Here is a 21,030-nt window from a genome sequence, read left to right on the forward strand (position 1 = left end):
TGGTGGACAAGGCTATCATGGAGATTGCCCGATCAAACCCTGGTCGTCTGATTGATATTTACGACAACAATCTGGATATTCTCAAGGATCTTCGTAAGCGCAAGGATAAACTGAACCAAGATGAGAAGCTTGCCCATGACCGCCTCGATATGGGGCGCAGGGCAATCGGCAAGTCGCTTTCTGAACTTGGTCACCTGGACCCAAAGAAAGTCGAAAGAGATGGTCATCCGATGATGTCCAGAAAAGGACTACACGCGAATCTCGATGCCTTGCGGCCCATTGGTAATGCCATCGCAAAAACAGGCGACGTCATTCAAAAGTATGCTCCTGAAGCCATCAGGAAGGGGAGAGGTCTTATGGATGATCTCATGAAGGCGGCGGATGAGAGATAAGATATGAAAAAGCAGCGATTGTCTCCAGGCGCGCCTGTCTATGTGCCTGGTGCAGAGCGGGCAGCAGCGCTGTCACTTGGTGCTGTGATGATCGAGGGTGACGCACGTCTTCATGTTCCGAGCCCTCTCCCGAAATCGGTTGATCTAGCTTCCTTTTCGCGATGGGTATCACCTACGGCACGGATGATCTGGATCAGTGAGCTGCTGGAAGCTGTTCTCGAATGCCGTGTCGACCTTAACGACATCGCCGGCCTTGTAGATGGCGGCTCTGTTGGCGATGACGGTGATGATGAGACACTGGTTCCTCTGTTTGTGCCTCGCTTTGAGATGGACAACGCACGGCACATCCCTGGTGTCTCGTGGGATCGCAGGAGGCGGACATACGTTGCAGATGCGAGTGCAGACTTCGGTCTTGTTTTTCGCTATCTGACGCCGGCCATGAGGGCGATCTGGATTGCCGAGCGGAACGTGGATACAGCAATGAACTCGCTTGTTCGCGCAAGGGCAATCATTGAAGATGTCGAGTCTGATGATGAAATCGCGCCACTCGAGCGATTACCTTCTGACGGTGAAAGGAAGAAGGAAGACGGGTGAGATCTGTCGATGGTAATGCGCATCTGCATAATCTATCTTCGACTATCATGTTGTAGCCCTGCCTGAGATCTAATCAGGCAGGGCCACTCTTGTGTGATGTCAGGCAGCACCCAGTGTAATGCGCTTGTATTCGTAAGCGCACCCGTGAACAACGTTGACGATTTCACACATCCACGACAGTCCGAAGTTCTCATCTATGACCGACATGTCGTTCGGCCGGTCGTTTCGAGCTGTGCCGTAATACCCGACTGTGAAGAAGTTACCTTCGGTCTCATTTTCGATCTCGAGTGCGTCGGTCTTGACTGCAACTTTCAGCTCTGGCGGGATACGATCACCTGCGCCGATCACATCGTTGAGTGCGGTGAAGTCATCGTCGGAAAAGACGTAGACCTTCCGGCTCGCAGTCAGGGTCTTGATCGTTTCTGGATCTGACGTCACTGTGACTTGCTTTGCGTCTGGCGTTTCGAAAAAACGGTCTGCATCTGTCAGTTTGACCTGCGCAATCGCCCAGCTCTCTCCAGGTGCGATTCTGAATAATTCTGTGTCAAAGTCATAGCTGAGTTCAGACGTGTTCTTTGGTGATACGACGATGGCCACGATAGGATCGATTAGGGCGGCCTTGATGTCGATGGCCTTCTGGCGAAGTGTTTCTGCTTTCTTTCCTGAATCGGCTGCTTTCAGCATAAGCCTGGCTGGCATCGGGAGAGATGGCTTGGGGCCTAATCCCGTGCGCAGGTTGTAGACGCGCTTACTGATTTCAGGCTCTTCGAAAAACCGAGGTGTGTCCGAGAGAATAGGGCGGTTCATGAAATTTTGCACCAGCACGATGTGCTTCCCATCCGGCATCGACATGACGAAGCTCGCGTCAATGAAATCACGCTTCTCCCAGTTTTCGCTGGTGATGATTTCCTTCTTGAGGTCGAGGAACTTGGTGATCGGATCGCCACTTTCCTTACGACCATAGCTGGCCTTTTTGTAGGTCATTGATCCGGCCATTTGAGAAATCGACCGCGCCGCTGTTTCGTTGTTTTGCGAAAGGACGACCTTGATGGCAGTCGTAGACTTCATGGTTTCAACTTCTGCCTTCGAATATCGTGTTTCGATCTGGGCGAAGTCTTGGCCGACAATGGCATAGCTTACCCGCTTAGATCGACCTACAGCTGGGCCGTTGATTACAGTGTCAAGCTTTGGAAGCGTTGGTGTTTCGTCCAAGAGAAAGAAGAAATCATGCGGTCCGAGCTGGTTGCCGCGATCATCGATCGCATTGGGGCCGTTGGCGACGAGGTATGCGTTTGCGCTATCGACAAATATGCCAGTAATCGTTGCAAAGGCCTTAGCGTCTTCCGCATTGATCGAGATATAGATCGTGATCGGTTCCCATTCATCGCGCTTGTAACGTGGCATATAAGCCTCGCCACGTTCCTTAGATGCTTTGACCCTTGCTTCCTCGCGCTCACGCGGTTCTTGTTTTGGTGACCCGCGAAGCTCTGTGAATGAGAACGAGCTGTTTGATGTTCGCTGACGGACCGCTTCGTTCTTGAACGGGTTGAGGGCTTCGTCAAGAGTTGTGAGGATCGAACCACGTGTTTTGTCTGGCTGGTTCATCAGCTGCGTCATTTCAGCCTTCGATCTATTCATGATCGAAATCCCATATCTGGCTATGTAGGCGTCATCCATGGTGCGGGCTTCGGCTACAGCCTTGCGGAAGAGCTCCCGCATCGGATCTTCGCCATCGCCATCCTCGATATCACTTTGTGCGTCGGTGAACCAATCGACGAACATTGGAAATGATGCTTCCTTCCCGCGCCAGAGTGGTGGAATGCCATTTTCAGTAATGTCAGGGAATTCTGGGTTTTGGCCGAGCTCAACTTTAGCAACCAGAAAGTGGATTAGGCCGATGAGGGCCGAGCGTGCCTTTGACGTCCAGAACTTATCACCACCTTGTGGATCAGGGCAAAGGACGGCAACCAGGCGCTCGATATAGAGATCTCGCCGTGGTCCGGCTGCTGGAATGGATGATGGGCCGATGGGGTTCCAGCTTGGAAAGAACATCTGTTTGACTTTAATGGCACCCATTTGATCGCGCATGGGTTCGCCGTTCTCGTCAAGGTCGATCAGCGCTGGAGCGATTAGCTGCGCTTGCTCTTCCGTGATGTATCCACCGTCTGGGAGATCCTGTGCCGACCACATGAGCTGAAAGACAGGACCGATGGTCGCCCTATGACCTGAGGTCATGTGAAAGAGTTCCGGCTTTTGGTCATTCAAAAGCTGGCATGATTTATCCATCATAACTGTCGAGGGGACAATAAATGCGACGGTTTTACCTGTCCCCGGCGGTGCGAGGAGAAGGATACTCAGCGTTTCTTTCATTTGGATAAGTTGGTTTTTAAGCTTTCCAACCAGGAAGAGTTTTCCGTCAAAACCTACCAGGTCTCGTTTTGACATAGCGGCAATATCACGTTCGTCGGCCCAACGCGTGTCGCCAAAGATGTTGGGTGTTTTTTCCAAGCCCTCCGTCCTGACACTGATCAGCATCAAAGGAGAGATGACGGCTGTGCCCCATACTCCCAGAACGAGACACACTTTCCACAGATCGATTGCCGTTTCGTCTCCAGACGGGAGGATCGACGCCTTTGCGGACTTGAAATACCACCCCCAGAAAGATTCGATCCATTGAGTGAACGAAAGATCCCCAGATCCTGTGAGTGCTGCTCCAAAGCCTGAAAAGAAGGCTCCGATGAACCGCAGCCTATCAACAAACGGTACACCCCCGAAGATTGCCACATGAAACGGAAAAAAAAGCACGAGGCCTACGAGGAACCATAGAATGCTCCAAAGGACGAGGCGATTAGTGATCTCGGAGATTTTCTTGAGATCATTGAAGGCCCCGGCTCGTTCCAGGTTCTTGTCGCGCTTGTGGAGTGATGGTCGATTGTCGAACATTTGCTTTTTGGATCGCCTTTTTGCTGTCTTATCTGAGGTAGGTAAGACACGGAAAAAACCTAAGCCGGAACGGAGTTTTTTGGATGAATATGGGTATGCGAACAGGGGCGATCATCGCTGCTTTACTGGTAGGTTTGACCGGTTGCACAGACGCTGGAGCGAACTCAAAAATTACACCCGGGCCAGTTGGCATTGGGCGCGGCATCGATGATCTCAAAGGGACTCCATGTGCTTGCACGGAAATCCCTATGTCCATTCCTGTTGACATGCAGGTGTGATTTAGATGTTTGATAAGATCAAGAAAGGCGCGTCTGATGGTGGTATGCCCGCGACCGTCGAGCAGGCCAGCATAGGATCTCCTGGATACCCAAAAGACTTTTCTGTGGGCGCTTTGAGAGAGCGTCGTCTTCTGATGTCTCTGCGCGTTGTAAGTATTTCTCTGTTTGCAGCCCTCGTTGTTTGCGTGGTACAGGCCTTTCTTCTTGTGAGCATTTTTCCTCTTAAGGAAGTCCGGCCTTTCTTGGTTGAATTGACTGATGCCGGTTCTGTTGCTCATAGTATCAAGCCAATCGAAGATACTTTCGAAGCCAAGGACCTCCTCACTGAGAAGCTTGTGCGTGAATACATCGTAAATCGGTCTGAGATCCTCAGATCCGAAGAGGTCATGGCAGACCGCTGGGGCAGGGGTGGTTATATTGGCGTCACGACTGATGCGGATGAATACAACCGCTTTGTCGATTCTGTCAGTCCGACCTTGGATCTCATTCGAGGGCAGGGTGCTGAGCGGCGTGTCTCGATTGTCGCTGTCAACACCGTAAAACTCGGCTCACTCTACATCGCGGATTATACTGCCAAGTCGTATGATCAACGTCAGAAGCTCGTCGATGAGAAAACCTACACTGCGACAGTGGATATTGAGTTTCGGCCGCTCAGGGATATGACGAAGGACCAAATGCTCATCAACCCGACCGGGTTTACCGTAGTCAACTTTTCACTCGCGGAGAAAGACCAGTGAACATCTACAGAAAAAGTTTTGCTCTCGCCGTATTGTTGGCGACTGTGGCACCAGGAGTGCTTTTCGCTCAGGTTCCGCCTAGTCGGCCCGGCCTTGCCATCGCTCAGCCAAACTATGGCGTGAGTGGTCAGATACCGCAGTCGACGGATCTCGTTCAGCGCGATTACAATGGTCAGCAACCAGTGCCTGGCACTGGGCAATATCCAGCCTACCCAGCGCAACCTCCCCAGCAGGACGACCTGTTTTATGTAGATGAAAATTCCCAGGGGCCGGATGCGCTTGCTGGTGGATTGTCTGACTATAATACCCAGAGGATGAACCAGGCCGGTGACCAGCTCTCTGGCAATTACGCTGGCGTATCTCAAAACGGCATGCCGGCCGGCATGACTCAGGACGCCTGGAACAGGCCGTTTGACAACATGTCACAAGGTCAGTCAGCTCCCGGAACTATCCGGTATCAATGGAGCTCTGATCTGGTGATGCCGGTTCGGCTCAGGGCTGGGATGGTCACGAGTATCGTTCTTCCTCAGTGGGAGGCTGCGCAGGATATCGTTATTGGTGATCCAGGCGCCGTTGAGGCGTCAATTCTGCGGCCGAACCAGATCGCCATCAAGAGTATTCAGACAGGACTTGATACGTCACTGAACATCACCGGCGGCTCTGGAAACGTCTACACATTTTACCTTCGGACCGAAGGTCGTAATACGACGAAGGTCACAGATCTTCAGGTTTTTGTCGAAGCTGCTCCCAGCAAGAGTAACGGCGAATGGTTCAATGGTGAAAAGCGCAATGCATATGTCGCCCCGCCGCAAACATCCGCCGATGGCTCGACATCTTCCAGTCAGGCAGGTGGGGGTGGTATCAACCTTCCCAATGCTGCCAGTCAAGGGGAAGAGCCTGTTCCAACGGACCGGAGAATCTTCAACTTGAAAATGTTTGAAGTGAACGAGGGTGATCGGAGTATTGCACCAGAATATGCATATACGGACGGCCGCTTCACATATCTGACGTTTCCTGCTGGAATGACAGATCGTCCAGCAGTATTCCGGATTGTTGACGGCATCGAAGGCCGCGTAAATACGCGTGTGACAGGCCGTCAGAGCGAGGTGATTATTGTTGAGGCTATCGGCGATTTCGTCCTGCGCAGTGGAACTCGTGCGGTCTGCATCAAGCAGGTCAACGCTGAAGACCAAGTAACTCCAAGCCGTAACAAGTAATCTTCGAGAGGTCCCGTCATGCGCAGAATAGTATCTTGTTCCATTTTGGCTCTGTTTGTTGCCAGTCCTTCATTCGCACAGGTGACTGGTTCTGACACTATTTTCAATGGTCCTGAACTGAAGGATATGTCTGAACAGACTATTGATGCTGGCGCCGACCTTTTGGAGGCGCTGCGTAAGGCAGCTGAAACACCAGCACAGTTTCAAGTCTCTGAAACCAGTCTTGTTATTTCAGGTATGATCAACGAAACCCTGACAAAAAACTTTGAGCTTAGAAATGTTGGCGGAAAGATTGGTAGAGTTTTCAGTATCACTTCCGTTGGTGTTTTTCCCGGTTTTATCGTCGAAAATGATTGCCCAGAAGAACTTGAGCGTAGTGGCGGGCGATGTATGATCACTGTGAACTATACATCGGACGTTGAGAAAAACTTGTCGACCGCGATCGTGATTGGTGTCGACGGCGAGGACCAGACGTCAATCCAGATCCCGGTGGAGATAACCGTAACCAAGCCTGAGGAAGTGGCTATTCCGGAAGAGATCGCACCTGTTGTGATCATCCGGCCTGATATTATTCCAGTCGCGCCGGCAGGACCCACAAACGAAGATGTTGCGCGTCGGTATTTCGGTAGTATGGGAGGTATGCATCAAGGGGCTGCGTCGTCTCAGCCCGGTATCACAGTTGTGTCTGCGGCACCAATTCCTGCCGCTCCGGATTTTTCTGGTGTTGGTTACGATCAGATGACAGTGGAAACCATTGCGACGCAGGATCGTTACGACAGCAAGATCCCATTCACGGATGCGAGTCTTCCCGTCGACCGATCCAAGATTTTGACGGCTGATCGGGTTATCAAGGCTGTCCTGGATACGCCCGTTTCTAACGTTATGTGTGGCAAGGTCGTTGCGATCGTGGAGAGTGATGTTTACAGTGCGACAAGTGCCGTTCCACTTATTGCGGCAGGCTCACGTATCATCGGCGAGTGCGGCGAGTTCATCGGTAAAAGAGCTGGTGTCGCTTGGAATCGCATCATCACGACAGATGGTCGCTCTATTTCTTTCGAGTTACCAGCGGATACCCGAGACGCGTCCGGTGTAGGGGGAGCTGTGGGAAGGACTTATAGCTCGTCTTTCGATCGTTATGGGCTGCCGATCATTTCAACCATAATCGACGCGTCAGCTGGCGTTATCATGGCTGTGTTTGGGGAAGATGAAAAGGTGGTTGTCGACGCAAACGGCAATACCATTTCTGAAAAAAGTGCAAATAACGAAGGTATTCGCATCGTGACCGGTGAGGCCCGCGGCACAGCACAGGATATTATTAAGGATATTCAGGATGTCAGAAGGATTTCAGTCATCCCGAAAGGGAGTCGCATCGACATCGAAATCAGTGAAGACATCTACTTTGCTGATGATCGCAAGGTTGTCAGGTTGGCTGACATGACGTTCGACCTCAAGGATATCAACGTCGGAGAGGCAAGTAGGGATCTTCCGAGCAGTCTTACACTCGTCCCTGCTGCCCCAGGATATCAGGGCCCATCGATCGTTGTTGGGGGCCGCCTCTATAAAGTGGAGGAAACACCTCAACTAGACAAGAACGGCGATGTTATTGAAAAAACGGTATCTCCCGAAGCGCCTGCGACGTTGGATGATATAACAGGGTTAGTGGAGTAAACAGTGCTGACAGCTGATCCGAATCACATTGCTGGTCGCGTCCTTCGAAAATTGCATGCGTTCTATAGTCGCCCGAATCTTGAAGAGCTGGTGATGAACAGGCCTGGGTATGTCTGGATCAAGGATCGAGGATCGGATTGGCAGGAATTTGAGGCTCCGGAACTAACCTACGACTATATTTTTAGGCTCTGCAAAGTGCTTGCGAATATCAATAACGCAAAATTTTCAGAGGCTGATATCCCGATCGTTTCCTGTGAGTTGCCAGGTGCACCATTTCGCTTCCAGGCTGTTGTCGGCTCCAATGTGCGATATAGTCTGGACGATCGTGTCGGCGTCGCTCTGGCCATCAGATCTTTGATGGCTGATACGCGCATCGATTTTTCTTCCTATGGGCTTGTTGGAGATGCACAGCTACCTGGAAGTGCGGCTGGTCTACTCGCTTTCGACGTGGGTGAGGATCATATCGAGGCACTTCATGAGATTATTGCGCGCCACGAATCTATTATTGTTTCCGGTGCGACCTCGACCGGTAAGACCACGTTTACAAACAAGGTGATCGAACTCATCCCAGAAAATGAACGTATTATCACAGTTGAAGATGCGAGAGAGCTTTCTGTGTTGCAGCGCAATCGCGTCCACATGATGGTCCCGAGAACTCGATCTGCGAACGCCATAGGATACCCGGAAATTATCGACTCCCTTGTGCGACTGACGCCAGACTGGATTATTTGCGGCGAGCTTTCCATAGCCAACGCGCAACCCATCTACGCGACAATGGGTAAAGGGCATCCTGTCATCACTACGGTCCATGCCGGATCGCCTGCGGAGGCTATTGCAGCCTTTGCAAATAACATGAGTATTGCTGGCGCAGACATCGCCCTCTCTGGTAGATCACTCTACGACAGTATTGCAAGTCAGGTTGGTGCCGTCATCCAGCTTGAGAGGCGCGATGGTCGCCGTCGTGTTGTCGATATTGCTTTCCCATCGCGTGATATCGCCAGGAAAAGAAATTCCTGAAACTTGCTTCGTCCATATCTGTTCTGGCCAATATACTCGTTGATCCGTAGTGTAGCAGCAGAGGGAGTGAATATGAGGACGAATAAATGTCTCGCCATCTACCCTGGCATGACAGAAACGTAGCTGAAAGGCTCGTTTTTAGCTCTTTTACAACCGCGGCCGATGACATCGGCGGCGCAGATACCAAAAGGCCATACGCCATTGTAGCCCTTCCTGGCTATGAGGTTCCGGAGGCTCTTGATAAGCTCAGCAAGGATGCGCTGTGGCTGACCAAATCTCCTGCGGCACCTGTCATCGTCTGGGATGGTTTTTCGCCTCACGCTCTCTACGAGGTGATCTACGAGTGCTTTGGCTTCACGTACGATCAAACAGCTGGAAAAATTTCCGTTCTGGATGTAAAGTCGGGTGACTTTCTTCCCGACGCGCGTGCGACCGCCGTCATGAAATATAGGCCGATCAAACCTGCGGGGCTCGGCAAGACCGCATCCTACAACCGTCTGCTGGACCTTTATGCGTGGTCGTGCATTTTTGAAAGGCCTGGTCCGGGTAACATCAAGCACGCCTACCTCGAAAATGGTGGAGGTCGCACACATGGCATCTATTATGACCTTTTTCAGTATACATGGGGGCGGCCAGATTCCCACCCTTCGAGCACTGATTCCGGGCACCGTGGAAAAACAATCTACCCAAGGACTGGAGTGGAGCCGAGGAGTGCGGAAAACCTCATGCGTGGCCCACTGGGAAGCCTTCAGCAGGATGATCACATAAAATTAAGGTCGTCGGCGATTAATACGCTTGAATGTATCAAGGATCATGCGCCGCCTGTCGGAGCACTCGCTAGGATGACACATGTGCCGCCATCTCTCTACGCGGCGTCTATGCCGTCTGAGCGAGACCCTGAAACGGGTTTGATGTGGAACATAGAAGAAGACAGTCGTCGTGCCTACGAGCAGACCATCGGCGCTACGGCGAAGAAGGTAGCCCCACTCCATGATGTGGGAGACTCCGGGCACGTTGAAGACTCGAGATCGTTCTTGTCGAGAATTTTGTCGAAACGTAACAAGTTTTAATCAGCTCAAGACACTGTATGAGATGGAGACCGAGCCCATGTTCGGCCTCCATTGTATTTATCTGCCGGCCGGGTTTGGTAGCTGGATGACGGTTCCGAATGCCGTGTCCGTCAACGCACCCGTCAATGTCGCAAGAAGCTTTTCGACATTTTGAGCTGTTTTTGTCAGGTTCAACTCTTCCATGCGCCCAAGGAGGTCATGCTCCTTTGCATACGCAATGGCCGCTGCGAGATCGAGCATCACCTTCTCGGGTCCTCCAGTGCGTTTCTGGGTGCGGTCGAGGGTGATTTTCGACGTCCACAGGGATGCATCTGCTCCGCCGAGTTCGACGGCGCTGATATAGTCTCCTTCGTCACCGCCTGACCACGTCAAGTGATCACAATCTGCCGCCAGGTCGAACATTTCCGGCCGCTTGATGAGATTATCGTCGTTGAGTTCAAGCGGTCCGCTCATGCATTTTGAGGCATTTGTAATCATCTCAATCCAGAACCTGCTGGACATCGACGTCATGGTGTCGCCGCGCCGAAGTTCGGCGTAGAACTGAGTTCTCCTGACGAGTTCGAGATAGTATTGGAATGCTCCAACCATCTCATACCCTGCCGGCATGTATTCATCTTCGTCGCTACCACTCCTTTGAACGAGGGTTGTTCTGGGCTTCACAGCGTAGGGCTCATCCATAGGGGCCCCCTTTGCATCGATAAAGTCGTATGCGTAGGGTGTCTCAGACGCTTTACTTCCCATAACGACCAGATTTCCATCCGAATCACGGACAGTGTAGGTCTTTCTTGCTCCATAAGCTGTCCGAGCGGAGATCGCTGTGACTGCCTGGCTCAATGATTTTGCATCCGCAAATCCTTCATCATACTTCTTGCTGTCAAGGTAGAGCCCAGCTTCGGTATAAAGCTGGAGCCTGAGAATGTCCCATGCTGCGTCAGGATCAATATAAAGTTGCTCGAGGCGGCTTTTAATGGTGCCTTCAAGACTTACCTGCATGAGCTTCAATGCTTCATGGCTGTCTATGATGCCGGCGATTACTGGCATCCCATCAGCGACTGCAATAGCATCGTTAATCAGATTATGATTGTGCACAGCATTGCGGGTATCCCGGACGAATTCTGAGTGGTCCTGCGCAACAAGTTTAGTCTCACGTGATATTTGCGCCTCGGCGGTTGCGGGTTCTGTGATCCTTTGCGCGATGATTTCCTGAAACCGAGAGTTTTGAGGGAATGTTGGCGTCGGTGACAGAACGTCTGGACCAAGAATTTTTGCCGCTTTCATACTTACAAGGGCTGTCAGCATTGATGCCGTTTCTGCGCGTGCTGTCATGAGTTGGGCTTGAATGGTGTCGTAGACAGTAAGATCTTCCTTGAGCGTTGTCGTCTGATCAAGCATTTGCTCAAACGCCGGGATATTCATCATGGCCTTCACGACGATGTTCTGCACTGTGACGGATCGCGCAAAGCCAAATGCGGCTGTTTCAATATTTGCTTGCTGAACGGCTGTAATTGCTTCGGGAAATGATTGCAGGTCTCCGCCCGAAATTGCCATGTCAATGTTTGGCAGGTCGTCTCCATATGAGTTTGGTGCGATGTCCGTGGAGATCAATGTCAGGTTCTCTGCCTTGCACATGTCAGGTGGCGTTCCAACCGGGAACGGTCCGCTCTGCTTGGTAGCAGAGCAAGATCCACTATAGACGGATGCAATCTCAGAAGGGTTCTCACCGCCAAGGGCTGCGAAGCGTGCTCGATCTGCGTCAATATTCATTGTGTAGCCAAGACCGGTTCTTGTTCCTGAGACGGCGGCGCGGACATCAGCTACTGGATCTCCTGTCTTATCCACGCGATCTGCAAGGTATGCCGCTGTCACGTCTGCCGAGACTTGTGAATCAGTGATCAGGAGGTCTGGATTACTAACGATGTCATGGCCAGTAATTTCAGCATATCGCTGGTAGTTATCTCTTCCCGTAAGTTGGAGCCATGAGCGCCCACGGAATTTATATCCGTCTCCGGCATTTGCATTGCCGAGACGTCCACCTGCTGACGATCCTGGGCCGTAAATCTTCTCGAAAAAAGCACTGTCACCCTGTGACGTGACAGCCCTAATTTCAGAGTCATTCATTTCTCCAAACGCGGACGGAAAGACTTCCCGCGCCCGGGCAGGACTATATCCGGCTTGCTCCGAGATTTTCCAGTTACCGCCGCTCTCTCCGCCAAAGATTGCAGACGCTGCCTTGGAGTAGTCATCGTCGAAGCCGTATGCGCCGAGAGACGGACTGATTTCCGTCGGTGATCCGGAACCTCCGGCTGAGCACGATGTCCCCCCGCGCGCCTGATTCAAAACATTATCAAAGCCTGGAACCGAGCTCGTCGGAATAGTGATGAAGTCCTGTCCGGCAGAGCCTCGACCGGATGTTGATGGCATGGAAATTGTCGATGTAGAACCGGGGATGATTATTGCAGACGGACTCAAGCCCGCGTTTGCGGCGAGAAGGTTGAGAGCATCAGGCGGGAGCTCGCCTGATGCGATCTGCCCCAGAAGTTCTGCATTGATGCCCAAGGCCGTGAGGGGTGATCGGTCAAAGCCCGCACGTTGCATCAGACCCATCACTGCGGAAGGACTCATTCCCGAACCAAGGCGTTGAAGGGTGTCCGCGTCCAGACCAATGCCTGCCAAGTCGGTTGTGGTTAATCCCGCGGCATTTGCTCGAGAGATCAGGGACTGAATACTATCTGATCCGCTCGCAATGTTCTGGACCAGGTTTTGATCAATTCCAATCCCAGAGAGGATGTTGCCCTGCATCCCAAGGCCTGACGCCAGGCGGAGCTGGTCGGACATGGACATACTGCCTTGGGCCAGGGCTCCGAGATTTTGCGGGGTCAGTCCAAGAGTATTCAACTGTTCGCCGGTTATGCCGGCGGAGGTTGCCATCTGCATAAGTGCAGCAGGAGACAGTCGACCAGTTGCGACTGCGCTGATCATGTCATTGTCGATGCCGATTTGTGATAGGCTATCATGCAGTGCGGCAACACCGGGTGTGATGCCCATCGCTCCGGATGGGCCAATCAGCATCGCTGGTGTCAGTTGCCCTCGTGCGATCGCGTCGAGCGTAGCTGGCGTTAGGCCGGCTTGTTCAAGCGCGCTCATGTCCACGCCGGCCGCACCGGCAAGGGCAGTGAAGGTATTCGCATTGATATCACCGGAAGCAAGGGACTTGATCATGTTCAGATCAATGCCGGAAGGAATCCCAAGCCCTTTGAGGTCTCCTGAAATAATGCCGTTGATGTCGATGCCGATTGAACTCATGCCTGGGATCTGAATGCCACCCTCACCGCTGATAGCCATCATAAACATTTCTTTTGGATTGTTTATGCTCTTTAGCACTTCGAGTTTCTGCTGCGCATCCTGAATCCCTTTTACGATCTCGCCGATTTGGGTGGAGTCTGTGACAGGGCAAGGCATGATGTAAGTGCACATGCAGTTATAGAGTGTGGGAATGCAGACAGGCCCAAAAAAAGCCGACAAGGGTGTCGCGGAAATAATGCTGGTAGACGAGAATAGCGCCAGAAAGCCCAATTTTAACTTATTCATGCTATCATCCTCGTCTGTAATTTTCGTCTGCTAACGTCGTGCAAGCTTGAAGCTACTTTGTTATTGATCGCTGCTTGCAGCAGGTACGCCATCATTCTTTTTTGGCATTGTGACTTTCGTTCGTCTCGTAAAATCACCTCCAGTAAAATCACCGTCCATGAATGCATCAGGAAATTCTGTGCCACCATTTTCATGGTATATATCTGTGGATTGCATTGCATTGGTGGCTTCGATATTGAGCATTGCAGTCAAAATCGCGAGCTTCTCGACCTCAATTTTGTAAGTCGCCAAGGCAATCGCACTGTTTGCCCTTACGTCACCGCGGAGGTTTTGCGAGGCAGAAACGATCTGTTCCAATGCATCAGCTTCACTACCTGCTCCGGCAAGCTCGTTGTGAACGACGGTTGCGAGGGCCATGCCGTTCGTTGTCGCATAGACCACGGAACGCCTACGCACTTCTTGAAGGTCACGCATTTCTTCGTTGTTGAGTGGTTCAGAGGTGTAAAAGTTTGTTCTTGCCCACGCCATTGCCTCTTCGATATTTGTCGTTCCGACGGGATTTTCACCGATCTGGCACAGGTTGATTGCGCAGGGGTCAAAGGCGAATTTCTTCAGGTTTTCGTAGAACTCGGCCTGACTCCCAATGCTGGCAAATCCTGAGCTTCCGAAAATATCCCCCATGACGCCGAATTCACCCAAGACAGAGAGCTGGTCTTCTGCAAGCTTCTTCATGTCAGTCAGAGATGAGAGCTGATTGCGCAGCGTCTGAGATTGCTCGGCCAGGCGAGCAATGGCTGTGGGGTCAATCGTAGGAATAGTCCAAGCCTGCGAGCTTGTGGCGGTCATGGTGCAAACGGCCACTGCCAGACCTAATCGGGTCACTCTATTCGTTTTGTTCTTATGGCGCATCATGATGCAGATACCTTTCGATCCATTTGCCGTCCATTTTTCGGTAGAGCTCTTCAACCAGCGACACGTCTTTGTTCGAGGACGAGAATATTTTGAGGTGTGGTCCGAGGCCCGAAAGGTCGACGTCTACAATGACGCTCTCCCCTGACATTGGTCTCTTGATCAAAATGCTCCGCTTCGACTTCTTTGCAATTCCTGACTGTCCGAGAACGAAGGCGAGTTCGCGATCGGTTAGCTCAAATTCCCGGTAGTCGGAGGCGCGGGCACCCGGGTTCTGAAAAAGATAATAGGTCCCCGATTGTTGCCTCACAAGCTGAGACACCCCTGCGGCTGCAATTGCCTCTGGCCTTTGGAAAACAGAAATAACAGCACCCTGAATCTTTCTGAATTCCTGTAATGAAATAGTGAAGAGGCGTCTAAAACTTGGGTCCGCTAGGAGGGGCTCGGTTTCGTCGATGAAGATAAAACCTGGTGACTGGTTGCGCTTCATCGTGGCCCTGATCTTGTGCATCAGGTAATGAACAGTTGCTGCACCGAGCTTCGGGTCTTCCAGAAGCTTGGTCATGTCGAACGAGACAAGCCAGCTGTCGTCGATATCGATTGCATCACGCTCAGCGTTGAACAGAGGACCGTAACCGGTTTCGCTGACCCATTTTTGGAGCTCGTTTCGGATGCGGGATGATGGGGAGAAAAGGGCCTTGTGTATTGTCGACAGAGATCTCTCACCTCTGTCCAGTTCTTCGAATGCTGTGTCTACCGCTTCGCTGATTTCAGTCAGTGCTTCGTTGTCGTCACATCCGGAGATCGAGGAAAGCCAGAGTTTGAGGAACGTCCGGTTTTCTGGGTTATCTTCGCAGTCAAATGGATTCATACCTCCCGCTTGAGACCACGGCAGAGGGTCATTGTTCAATGAGATGTATTGTCCGCCCATAGCGAGGTTGTAGATCGCTGTGCCACGATATCTGTCGAAGAAGAAGTGCTTCACATTCTTATGTCGGGATGACATCAAGGAAAGGAATTCCATCAGAACGGTTTTGCCCGAACCAGTTGGTGCGATAACGACTCCGTGGCCCAAAGCCGCTGGCTCATCACTGATATGGAACTGATGCTGATAAACGGTCTGAGACGTCGTTTTGAAGTTTGCGATAGGGCCTTTGCCCCAGTCGGAGTTCTCAAAACCAGATGCTGGTTTGTCGAGCGTGAAGTCGAAAGCGATATTGAAGCTAAAAAGCTTGTATGGCCTGGGAAGGAGGTCAAGGGATGGAAATTGGAGGAACCATGATGCTTGCGAAGCTCCGAGTTCGCGCACCGCTGTTGCGCCGTTAGATGCGATCACATTTCGAATTAGGACTTCGTGATCATAGACCTCTTGATGCGTTTTTCCGTATACCAGAATTACTTGGCAGTAAGCGCACAGACTTGATTTGCTTTCGTCGTTGCCTTCTACCATCATTGCTGCCTCTTGAAATTGGCCAACGATTGATGGGTTGAAGCTTGAAGCAGCAGCAAGGCGCGCGTGTTGTTCGAGCTTGATAATAGCCTCTGCTTTGGACATCGGCTCCACGTATCGAGATATCGTCATTTCCATGTTCAGTGATGCGAGCTCTGTGGCGAGCGTGCTATTCATGTCGTCGCCGAGTTTTTTGATCCCGATTGCGAGCGCATATTTTTTCTCACGGCCGCCGGTGAATTCGATCAATCCGTCAGGTCTGAACCAAACAACGTCGCCAGCAAGTGCATCAGAGATATTGAGTCCGTAGCCTTTCGGTGCAGGGGAACTGGCCGGTGCCGTCATTGATCCGAGGAATGCACCCAGGGTCATACGGAGCGGGTTCATCTGAGGATCTTGCGTCAGTCGCGAAACCTCGTAGCGAGCCAAGGAGGAGTCGATAATTTGCTCACCTTCGTTCAGTTTTTGTATCGTCTTTGCGGTGAGGCAGACAATATTAATTGTCTTGTATGCATCCTTGAAAGGCTCATTCCACTTCTCGGCAATCTCTCGCGCGATTTCATTCGGAAATCCCTCTGACGTCGGAATCTTGATTTTGCGACGCATCGTGAAGATGCGTGCGGTCACATTGAGCTCTGCCAGGCCGTCAAGGAAGTTCTTTCGCCAGTTTGTTACGACGAGTCCTTCGCCCTGATCCATGAATGTCTGATCAAGGCCTCCGATCACATAATATCGTGCGAAGCCACCGTTCTTGAGGTGCAATGTGCGCATATCCCCATCGAGCGCTTCAAATGGAAGAAAGTCGGAGAGATGTGTTTCCCTCGGCTTTGGCAGGATTGTTCGTGTGACGGCAGGCACAAGAATTGCTGCCCCGGCAAACGCTGTAATGCCGGCTAGGATTGCTCCTACCGATGTTATGAGGCCAACATCGCGCGCGAAGGAAAGGGTGGGTTCGATTGCCATTGTAAGTCACTTTTATCAGGGAATGTATTTGGTGCCCTTGGAGACCCGTGCGAGGTTCCGGCGGAATGGTGGGTATTTTCCGGTGGCTTGGAGTGTGGTTGTCAGGTGAGGATTTCTGCTCCCAGCAACAACCAGGCCGATATGACCGAAGACCAATGGGATGATGGAGACGAATGGTGTGATCCCGAGCACAAGCAAGGATAACATCATGATCATGCTTGCCATGACGATATTGACGATCGCGAGTTCGAAAGGAGCCCAGAGAAACTGCTTTGGGCTCGCGACCGCTTGGTATATGCCTGCGCGCAGTTCAGCCATCAGTTTGACATGCTGCTCAGGGTTGTCGGACAATAGAACGCATCCGTCGACATCCAGGCGATAAATAGATCAGCCGATGCGACAATGAACAGGGCCCCGAGAATTGGAATGAACTGCTTCATCTCAAATTTCGTGAAGAGGGCGCGGATGGCAAAAATCACGAGTGCGATCGATCCGAGAACGTAGACTGCTGCGAACAGGAATGTCTTAAGCTGGCAAATCTTGAACGCTGCGACTCCAAATAGGAGCGGTGTTTCACCGTAGCTCTGCGGTGCGACTTCTGTTGCCTGCCAGCCATTGTAGATTTGCTGAGCTGACGCACTGTCGGCGGCAGCAAGGCATGCTGTAGCAAGCAGCCCGATCAGGGCTGCTTTTTTCTTGGAAGATGTGAGAATGGGCGGGTTCATTTGCATACTCCTGTAGTGCTTTTATTGCTTGCAGCCGTCGGCTTGGTCTTTAGATCCTGAACTGACGAGCCATTGGATAAGCAGATCGGACATTGCGACGATGAAGAGGCCGCCGCCGAGAGAGATCAGGTGGGCGAATTTGAACCGGCCCAGAAATGCGGACACAGCGATCAAGACCATGCCAATTGCGCCAAGGACGTAGACGACCCCGAACAGCCATTTTTTCAGATTCCAGAGCATTGTGCAGGATTTGGTGAAGATGCCGTCACTTCCTGCGGTGGCTGCGGTGGCTGCGAAGGCAGGTGAGGCTTGCATCAGAATGATGGCGACTGCCGAGGCAAGCGTCAGGATGTCCAGGCCATTCTTGACGGTTGTCGTCTTGATTTTCATTTTTTGTCCCTTCGGAATCAGGTTTGATGAGAGTGTTGTTCTGATCGGGAATTAGGGAAGGGATCTCTGCTTCCAAAGCGCCTGTTTTTCTTATTTCCTCCTCCGCGGTGGGTCCGTCGGGCGCGAGTTTTTGTTGTGATCGACAACTTCGCCAATCACATCGTAGCTGGCTGCTTTCAGGGCCATCGAATGCATGCTTCGTTCTGGATGCGTGGGGTTAGGTGCGGCGTAAAACGACACCCACCTGGTTGGGCGGCAGCGTGATGCTTCAAAGCGATCGCAAGGCTGAATAGGTCTTCATCCGCACACTCAACGCCTGACCGATGAAGGCATCGACATCTCATTCGCTTCACGGACTTACCCACTCCTGGGGCCACAATCCCCTTTCGCCGTCGAAGACATCTGCGAGAATGCATTGGCCGAGACCATCAGTTGTCTCTACAGAGCTGTAGTCATTCTCTGCCGTAGTTTTTGGAAAAGTATTGAGGCTGTTGAGATGGCGACCCTCGATTTGTGAGATCCTGGCGTTTGCAGGTAAACGCCTGAGTTTAGGGCCCGCCACCTGCTTGATCCCGTCAGCAGATTTGCGCATGTCAAGACTCAAGCCAACCGTCATGTGCAGCGTGCCGCGCTCGTTATGTCCGCATAAAGTGTCGGAATGGGTCTCTGGAAATACGGATTATAGTTCACCCGTTTCGCTAGCTTTGAAAGCATTAGACCTTAGATGCAAAGGCATGCTCACGCACCATGCAGATTGGCGCTCACCACGTGGGAGTGACGAGCGCCGTCCTGGTCAAACGATGATGGCATCTTCCGACTGTTGCGCCAGATCTGGTATGTCGACAGACTCTGTATTGCGGAATTGGGGACCGACGCTGTCATCGAACACCATGAGTGAGATCGACTCGTTTCCGTTATCCGTGTAGCGCGTATAGTTTGACTTCTCTGTGACGAAATAGGCGCGCGTTTCGTTCTCTTCGCGGCAAAGACGGATGTAGAGAGACGCAGACTGGTAGAGCGCATCAGACTTCTTGAGGCGCCCGCGCTCGTCGACCTGAGCTGTGACAATACCCCACAGATCTTCTTGCCTGCAAATGGCTGCAAGTCGGTCAGCAACCTCTGTCATATGATCGTCTTCCGATTGTCCTTTCTGACGTCCACGCACAAGTTGCCAGTAGTCAAGGATGAATCCCTTGATGCCATAGCGAGCTTTCGATGCAAGGATCTTACGCACGATTTCGTCGATCGTCGCCTGAGGAGAGTAGTCATAGTATGTGTAGTCAGAGGCAAGCGCGACGTATGAGTCTGCCTTTGCGATGAAAGTCTCGTGGTCAGGGTCTCCGCTATCGTGAATCGCGGAGACGTTGAGTTTCATGTGGCGGGCACAGGCGCGTAGTTCGATGTCTTCCGGCGGTGTCTCGAGCGAGAGAAAAAGGTGCGGCGCTTTCTGAATATTCAAGTTGTCTGAAACCGTTCCGAGCAGCACTGTTTTGCCACGACCAAATTGTGCGCCGATACCGTAGAGGCGCTTGGGCTGTAGCCCGCCTTGCATCATAAGGTCGAGGCTGTCGATGCCGGTTCTGTCCGCCTCAACCTTGTTCCGTGCGCTATCAATCGCAGCTTTTGCGACTTCGGATTTCGTTCGCGTTGTGAGGCGGCCGCCCGAGAGGTGGGATCGGCAAAGCGTTTCAAGACCAGACAGGATTTGACTGGGCGATTTTTCCCTACTGTTGACGGCAGACGTCAGGCGAAGTGAGATCGCTGTGATCCGCCGCCACTGAAGCTCGTCGTGCAGGCGATCGACAGCTTCGTTGAAAACTGAAGAAATATCTTCGGAATGGAGCACGAGGCGGTTAAGAAATGCAATGCCGCCCATTGGCTCAACAACCGAGGCGTAACGGACTGCGATGGGGGCCGGGCGCAGGTCCTCACCTCGCGTGCCCGATGCGAAGACGCAATGCCAAAGAGCTTTGTAGTTCGGGTCGTTGAACGCATCGTCTGACAGAAGTGCAGCGCGATTAAAGAATCCTGGGTTGGCCAGAACAGCACCGATGACCTGTGCTTCCAGGGTCAGTAGAGAGCTGGTTTGCATCATGGTTTTGTTCCTTCATGTGACGTGAGATCTAGCTTGAGTGCGCGGTTTTTGTCCCGGATTTTATCCGCGGCGGATTGGCTCACACCAACTGAACCCGGGGTTGTCATCTCGTGACGCTTCTGGGGTGCGGCAACGATCGCGCCACGTTGATGTGTTTGCCGGACGGTGGGCAATGAGGTCTTTTTGAGGGAGGCTAAGATCCATCTTTTCGGATCGACGAGGAAGCCTTGTTTCTCTGCTTGGTAGACGGCATTATAGACATCGCCTTCAGGCCAGGTCTTCAAGAGAGACGCGAGGATAGCCCGTGCAGTATTTTCCGACTGATCTGCTGCGTTGCACATACGGACCATGGTGTCGAATGCGGCCTGCTTTATTGAAATGCGCTCCGGCGCGTTGCGACAGGGATAATTTGGAACGACGACCTGCCGTGCAGGGTTGACGATCGGCAGGGGTGCCGTCTGTCCAAGGCGCTGTTTCGGAGCACTGCTGATCGATGGCGTGATGGCATGTTGCAGGGCCTGATGGGAGATTTCATCGCCAGCGATTTCGAAAAAATCAAGGATGGCAAGCTTTGAGTCCAGCCATGTTTCTGCGGTCATCTGTGCAACGATATGTGCGCGATCAGCGGCGATCGGCCGACCCGTTGACATGATGCGAGAAAGAAGGCGCATCGCACCACCAAGCTCGCTGTTTTCCAACGCCGCAGACATTTCGACAATATGTTTCGCATCGACTTGCTTGAGCATGTCGTCCCCTCCTTCTTCAGGTTGCAGGCTGTCCATCCCGCTTGTTGGAGTTTGTCTCGAAAGAGCTCCGAACAAAGCGATTTGCAAAAATATTTGTGTCAGGTTCTGACGCGCTGACGCGCAAGGTCGTGACGGATCACGCGGATAGGACAGGGTTCCTGATCCATGTGAAGTGTCGCCCGTTCCGGATCAGTGGCTTTGGCTGCATCATGAACGCCGGTGTCGAGATCAAGGCCGCGTCGGTTTGC

Annotated in this window: 16 protein-coding genes; 7 read left to right on the top strand and 9 right to left on the bottom strand. The window is 52.2% G+C overall.

All coding sequences use genetic code 11. The features are described from left to right. Both ACOI1H_RS16625 and ACOI1H_RS16630 read left to right on the top strand, forming a co-directional pair. Positions 1-392, top strand: a 392-nt coding sequence (locus ACOI1H_RS16625; protein ID WP_422438960.1) for a hypothetical protein, incomplete at its 5' end; no start/stop codon positions are given. A gap of 3 nt (positions 393-395) precedes the next feature. Next, positions 396-986, top strand: coding sequence for a hypothetical protein (locus tag ACOI1H_RS16630; protein ID WP_422438961.1), 591 nt, complete (start codon positions 396-398; stop codon positions 984-986). 99 nt (positions 987-1,085) lie between these two features. Here the strand turns inward: ACOI1H_RS16630 and ACOI1H_RS16635 are convergent, their stop codons facing one another. Next, a complete protein-coding gene (locus ACOI1H_RS16635) occupies positions 1,086-3,929 on the bottom strand; it encodes a type IV secretory system conjugative DNA transfer family protein (protein WP_422438962.1) in 2,844 nt (947 codons plus the stop codon). A 283-nt stretch (positions 3,930-4,212) separates the two neighbouring features. Here ACOI1H_RS16635 and ACOI1H_RS16640 point away from each other — a divergent pair, with 283 nt between their 5' ends. The 5 genes from ACOI1H_RS16640 (at position 4,213) to ACOI1H_RS16660 (ending at position 9,916) form a co-directional block, all read left to right on the top strand. Then, positions 4,213-4,944 (top strand): VirB8/TrbF family protein, encoded by a 732-nt coding sequence (locus ACOI1H_RS16640; protein WP_422438963.1) that lies wholly within the window; start codon positions 4,213-4,215, stop codon positions 4,942-4,944. Further along, entirely contained in the window at positions 4,941-6,161 is a 1,221-nt protein-coding gene (locus tag ACOI1H_RS16645; protein ID WP_422438964.1) for a TrbG/VirB9 family P-type conjugative transfer protein, read from the top strand. The genes ACOI1H_RS16640 and ACOI1H_RS16645 overlap by 4 nt, the downstream gene beginning before the upstream one ends. 18 nt (positions 6,162-6,179) lie before the next feature. Beyond that, positions 6,180-7,829, top strand: a complete 1,650-nt coding sequence (locus tag ACOI1H_RS16650) for a TrbI/VirB10 family protein (protein ID WP_422438965.1) — start codon at positions 6,180-6,182, stop codon at positions 7,827-7,829. Positions 7,830-7,832: 3 nt separating this feature from the next. Continuing rightward, entirely contained in the window at positions 7,833-8,846 is a 1,014-nt protein-coding gene (locus ACOI1H_RS16655) for an ATPase, T2SS/T4P/T4SS family (RefSeq protein WP_422438966.1), read from the top strand. A gap of 86 nt (positions 8,847-8,932) precedes the next feature. Beyond that, positions 8,933-9,916: a hypothetical protein gene (locus tag ACOI1H_RS16660; protein WP_422438967.1), complete on the top strand. Its 984-nt coding sequence runs from the start codon at positions 8,933-8,935 to the stop codon at positions 9,914-9,916. Positions 9,917-9,973: 57 nt separating this feature from the next. Here ACOI1H_RS16660 and ACOI1H_RS16665 read toward each other — a convergent pair whose 3' ends face one another. The 8 genes from ACOI1H_RS16665 to ACOI1H_RS16700 all read right to left on the bottom strand — a co-directional run bounded on the left by ACOI1H_RS16665 (position 9,974) and on the right by ACOI1H_RS16700 (position 20,782). Further along, positions 9,974-13,504 (bottom strand): hypothetical protein, encoded by a 3,531-nt coding sequence (locus ACOI1H_RS16665; protein WP_422438968.1) that lies wholly within the window; start codon positions 13,502-13,504, stop codon positions 9,974-9,976. Positions 13,505-13,564: 60 nt separating this feature from the next. Beyond that, a complete protein-coding gene (locus ACOI1H_RS16670; RefSeq protein ID WP_422438969.1) occupies positions 13,565-14,416 on the bottom strand; it encodes a hypothetical protein in 852 nt (283 codons plus the stop codon). Further along, positions 14,403-16,826: a hypothetical protein gene (locus ACOI1H_RS16675; protein WP_422438970.1), complete on the bottom strand. Its 2,424-nt coding sequence runs from the start codon at positions 16,824-16,826 to the stop codon at positions 14,403-14,405. The genes ACOI1H_RS16670 and ACOI1H_RS16675 overlap by 14 nt, the downstream gene beginning before the upstream one ends. 15 nt (positions 16,827-16,841) lie before the next feature. Further along, positions 16,842-17,144 (bottom strand): hypothetical protein, encoded by a 303-nt coding sequence (locus ACOI1H_RS16680; protein WP_422438971.1) that lies wholly within the window; start codon positions 17,142-17,144, stop codon positions 16,842-16,844. Next, a complete protein-coding gene (locus ACOI1H_RS16685) occupies positions 17,144-17,551 on the bottom strand; it encodes a hypothetical protein (RefSeq protein WP_422438972.1) in 408 nt (135 codons plus the stop codon). The genes ACOI1H_RS16680 and ACOI1H_RS16685 overlap by 1 nt, the downstream gene beginning before the upstream one ends. 21 nt (positions 17,552-17,572) lie before the next feature. Continuing rightward, positions 17,573-17,941, bottom strand: coding sequence for a hypothetical protein (locus ACOI1H_RS16690; protein WP_422438973.1), 369 nt, complete (start codon positions 17,939-17,941; stop codon positions 17,573-17,575). 793 nt (positions 17,942-18,734) lie between these two features. After that, positions 18,735-20,036, bottom strand: coding sequence for a DnaB-like helicase C-terminal domain-containing protein (locus tag ACOI1H_RS16695; RefSeq protein ID WP_422438974.1), 1,302 nt, complete (start codon positions 20,034-20,036; stop codon positions 18,735-18,737). Then, a complete protein-coding gene (locus tag ACOI1H_RS16700; RefSeq protein WP_422438975.1) occupies positions 20,033-20,782 on the bottom strand; it encodes a hypothetical protein in 750 nt (249 codons plus the stop codon). Before ACOI1H_RS16700 ends, ACOI1H_RS16695 begins: the two co-directional genes overlap by 4 nt. Positions 20,783-21,030: the final 248 nt, after the last annotated feature.

The organism is Loktanella sp. DJP18, assembly GCF_049310965.1.
Taxonomy (GTDB): Bacteria; Pseudomonadota; Alphaproteobacteria; order Rhodobacterales; family Rhodobacteraceae; genus Loktanella.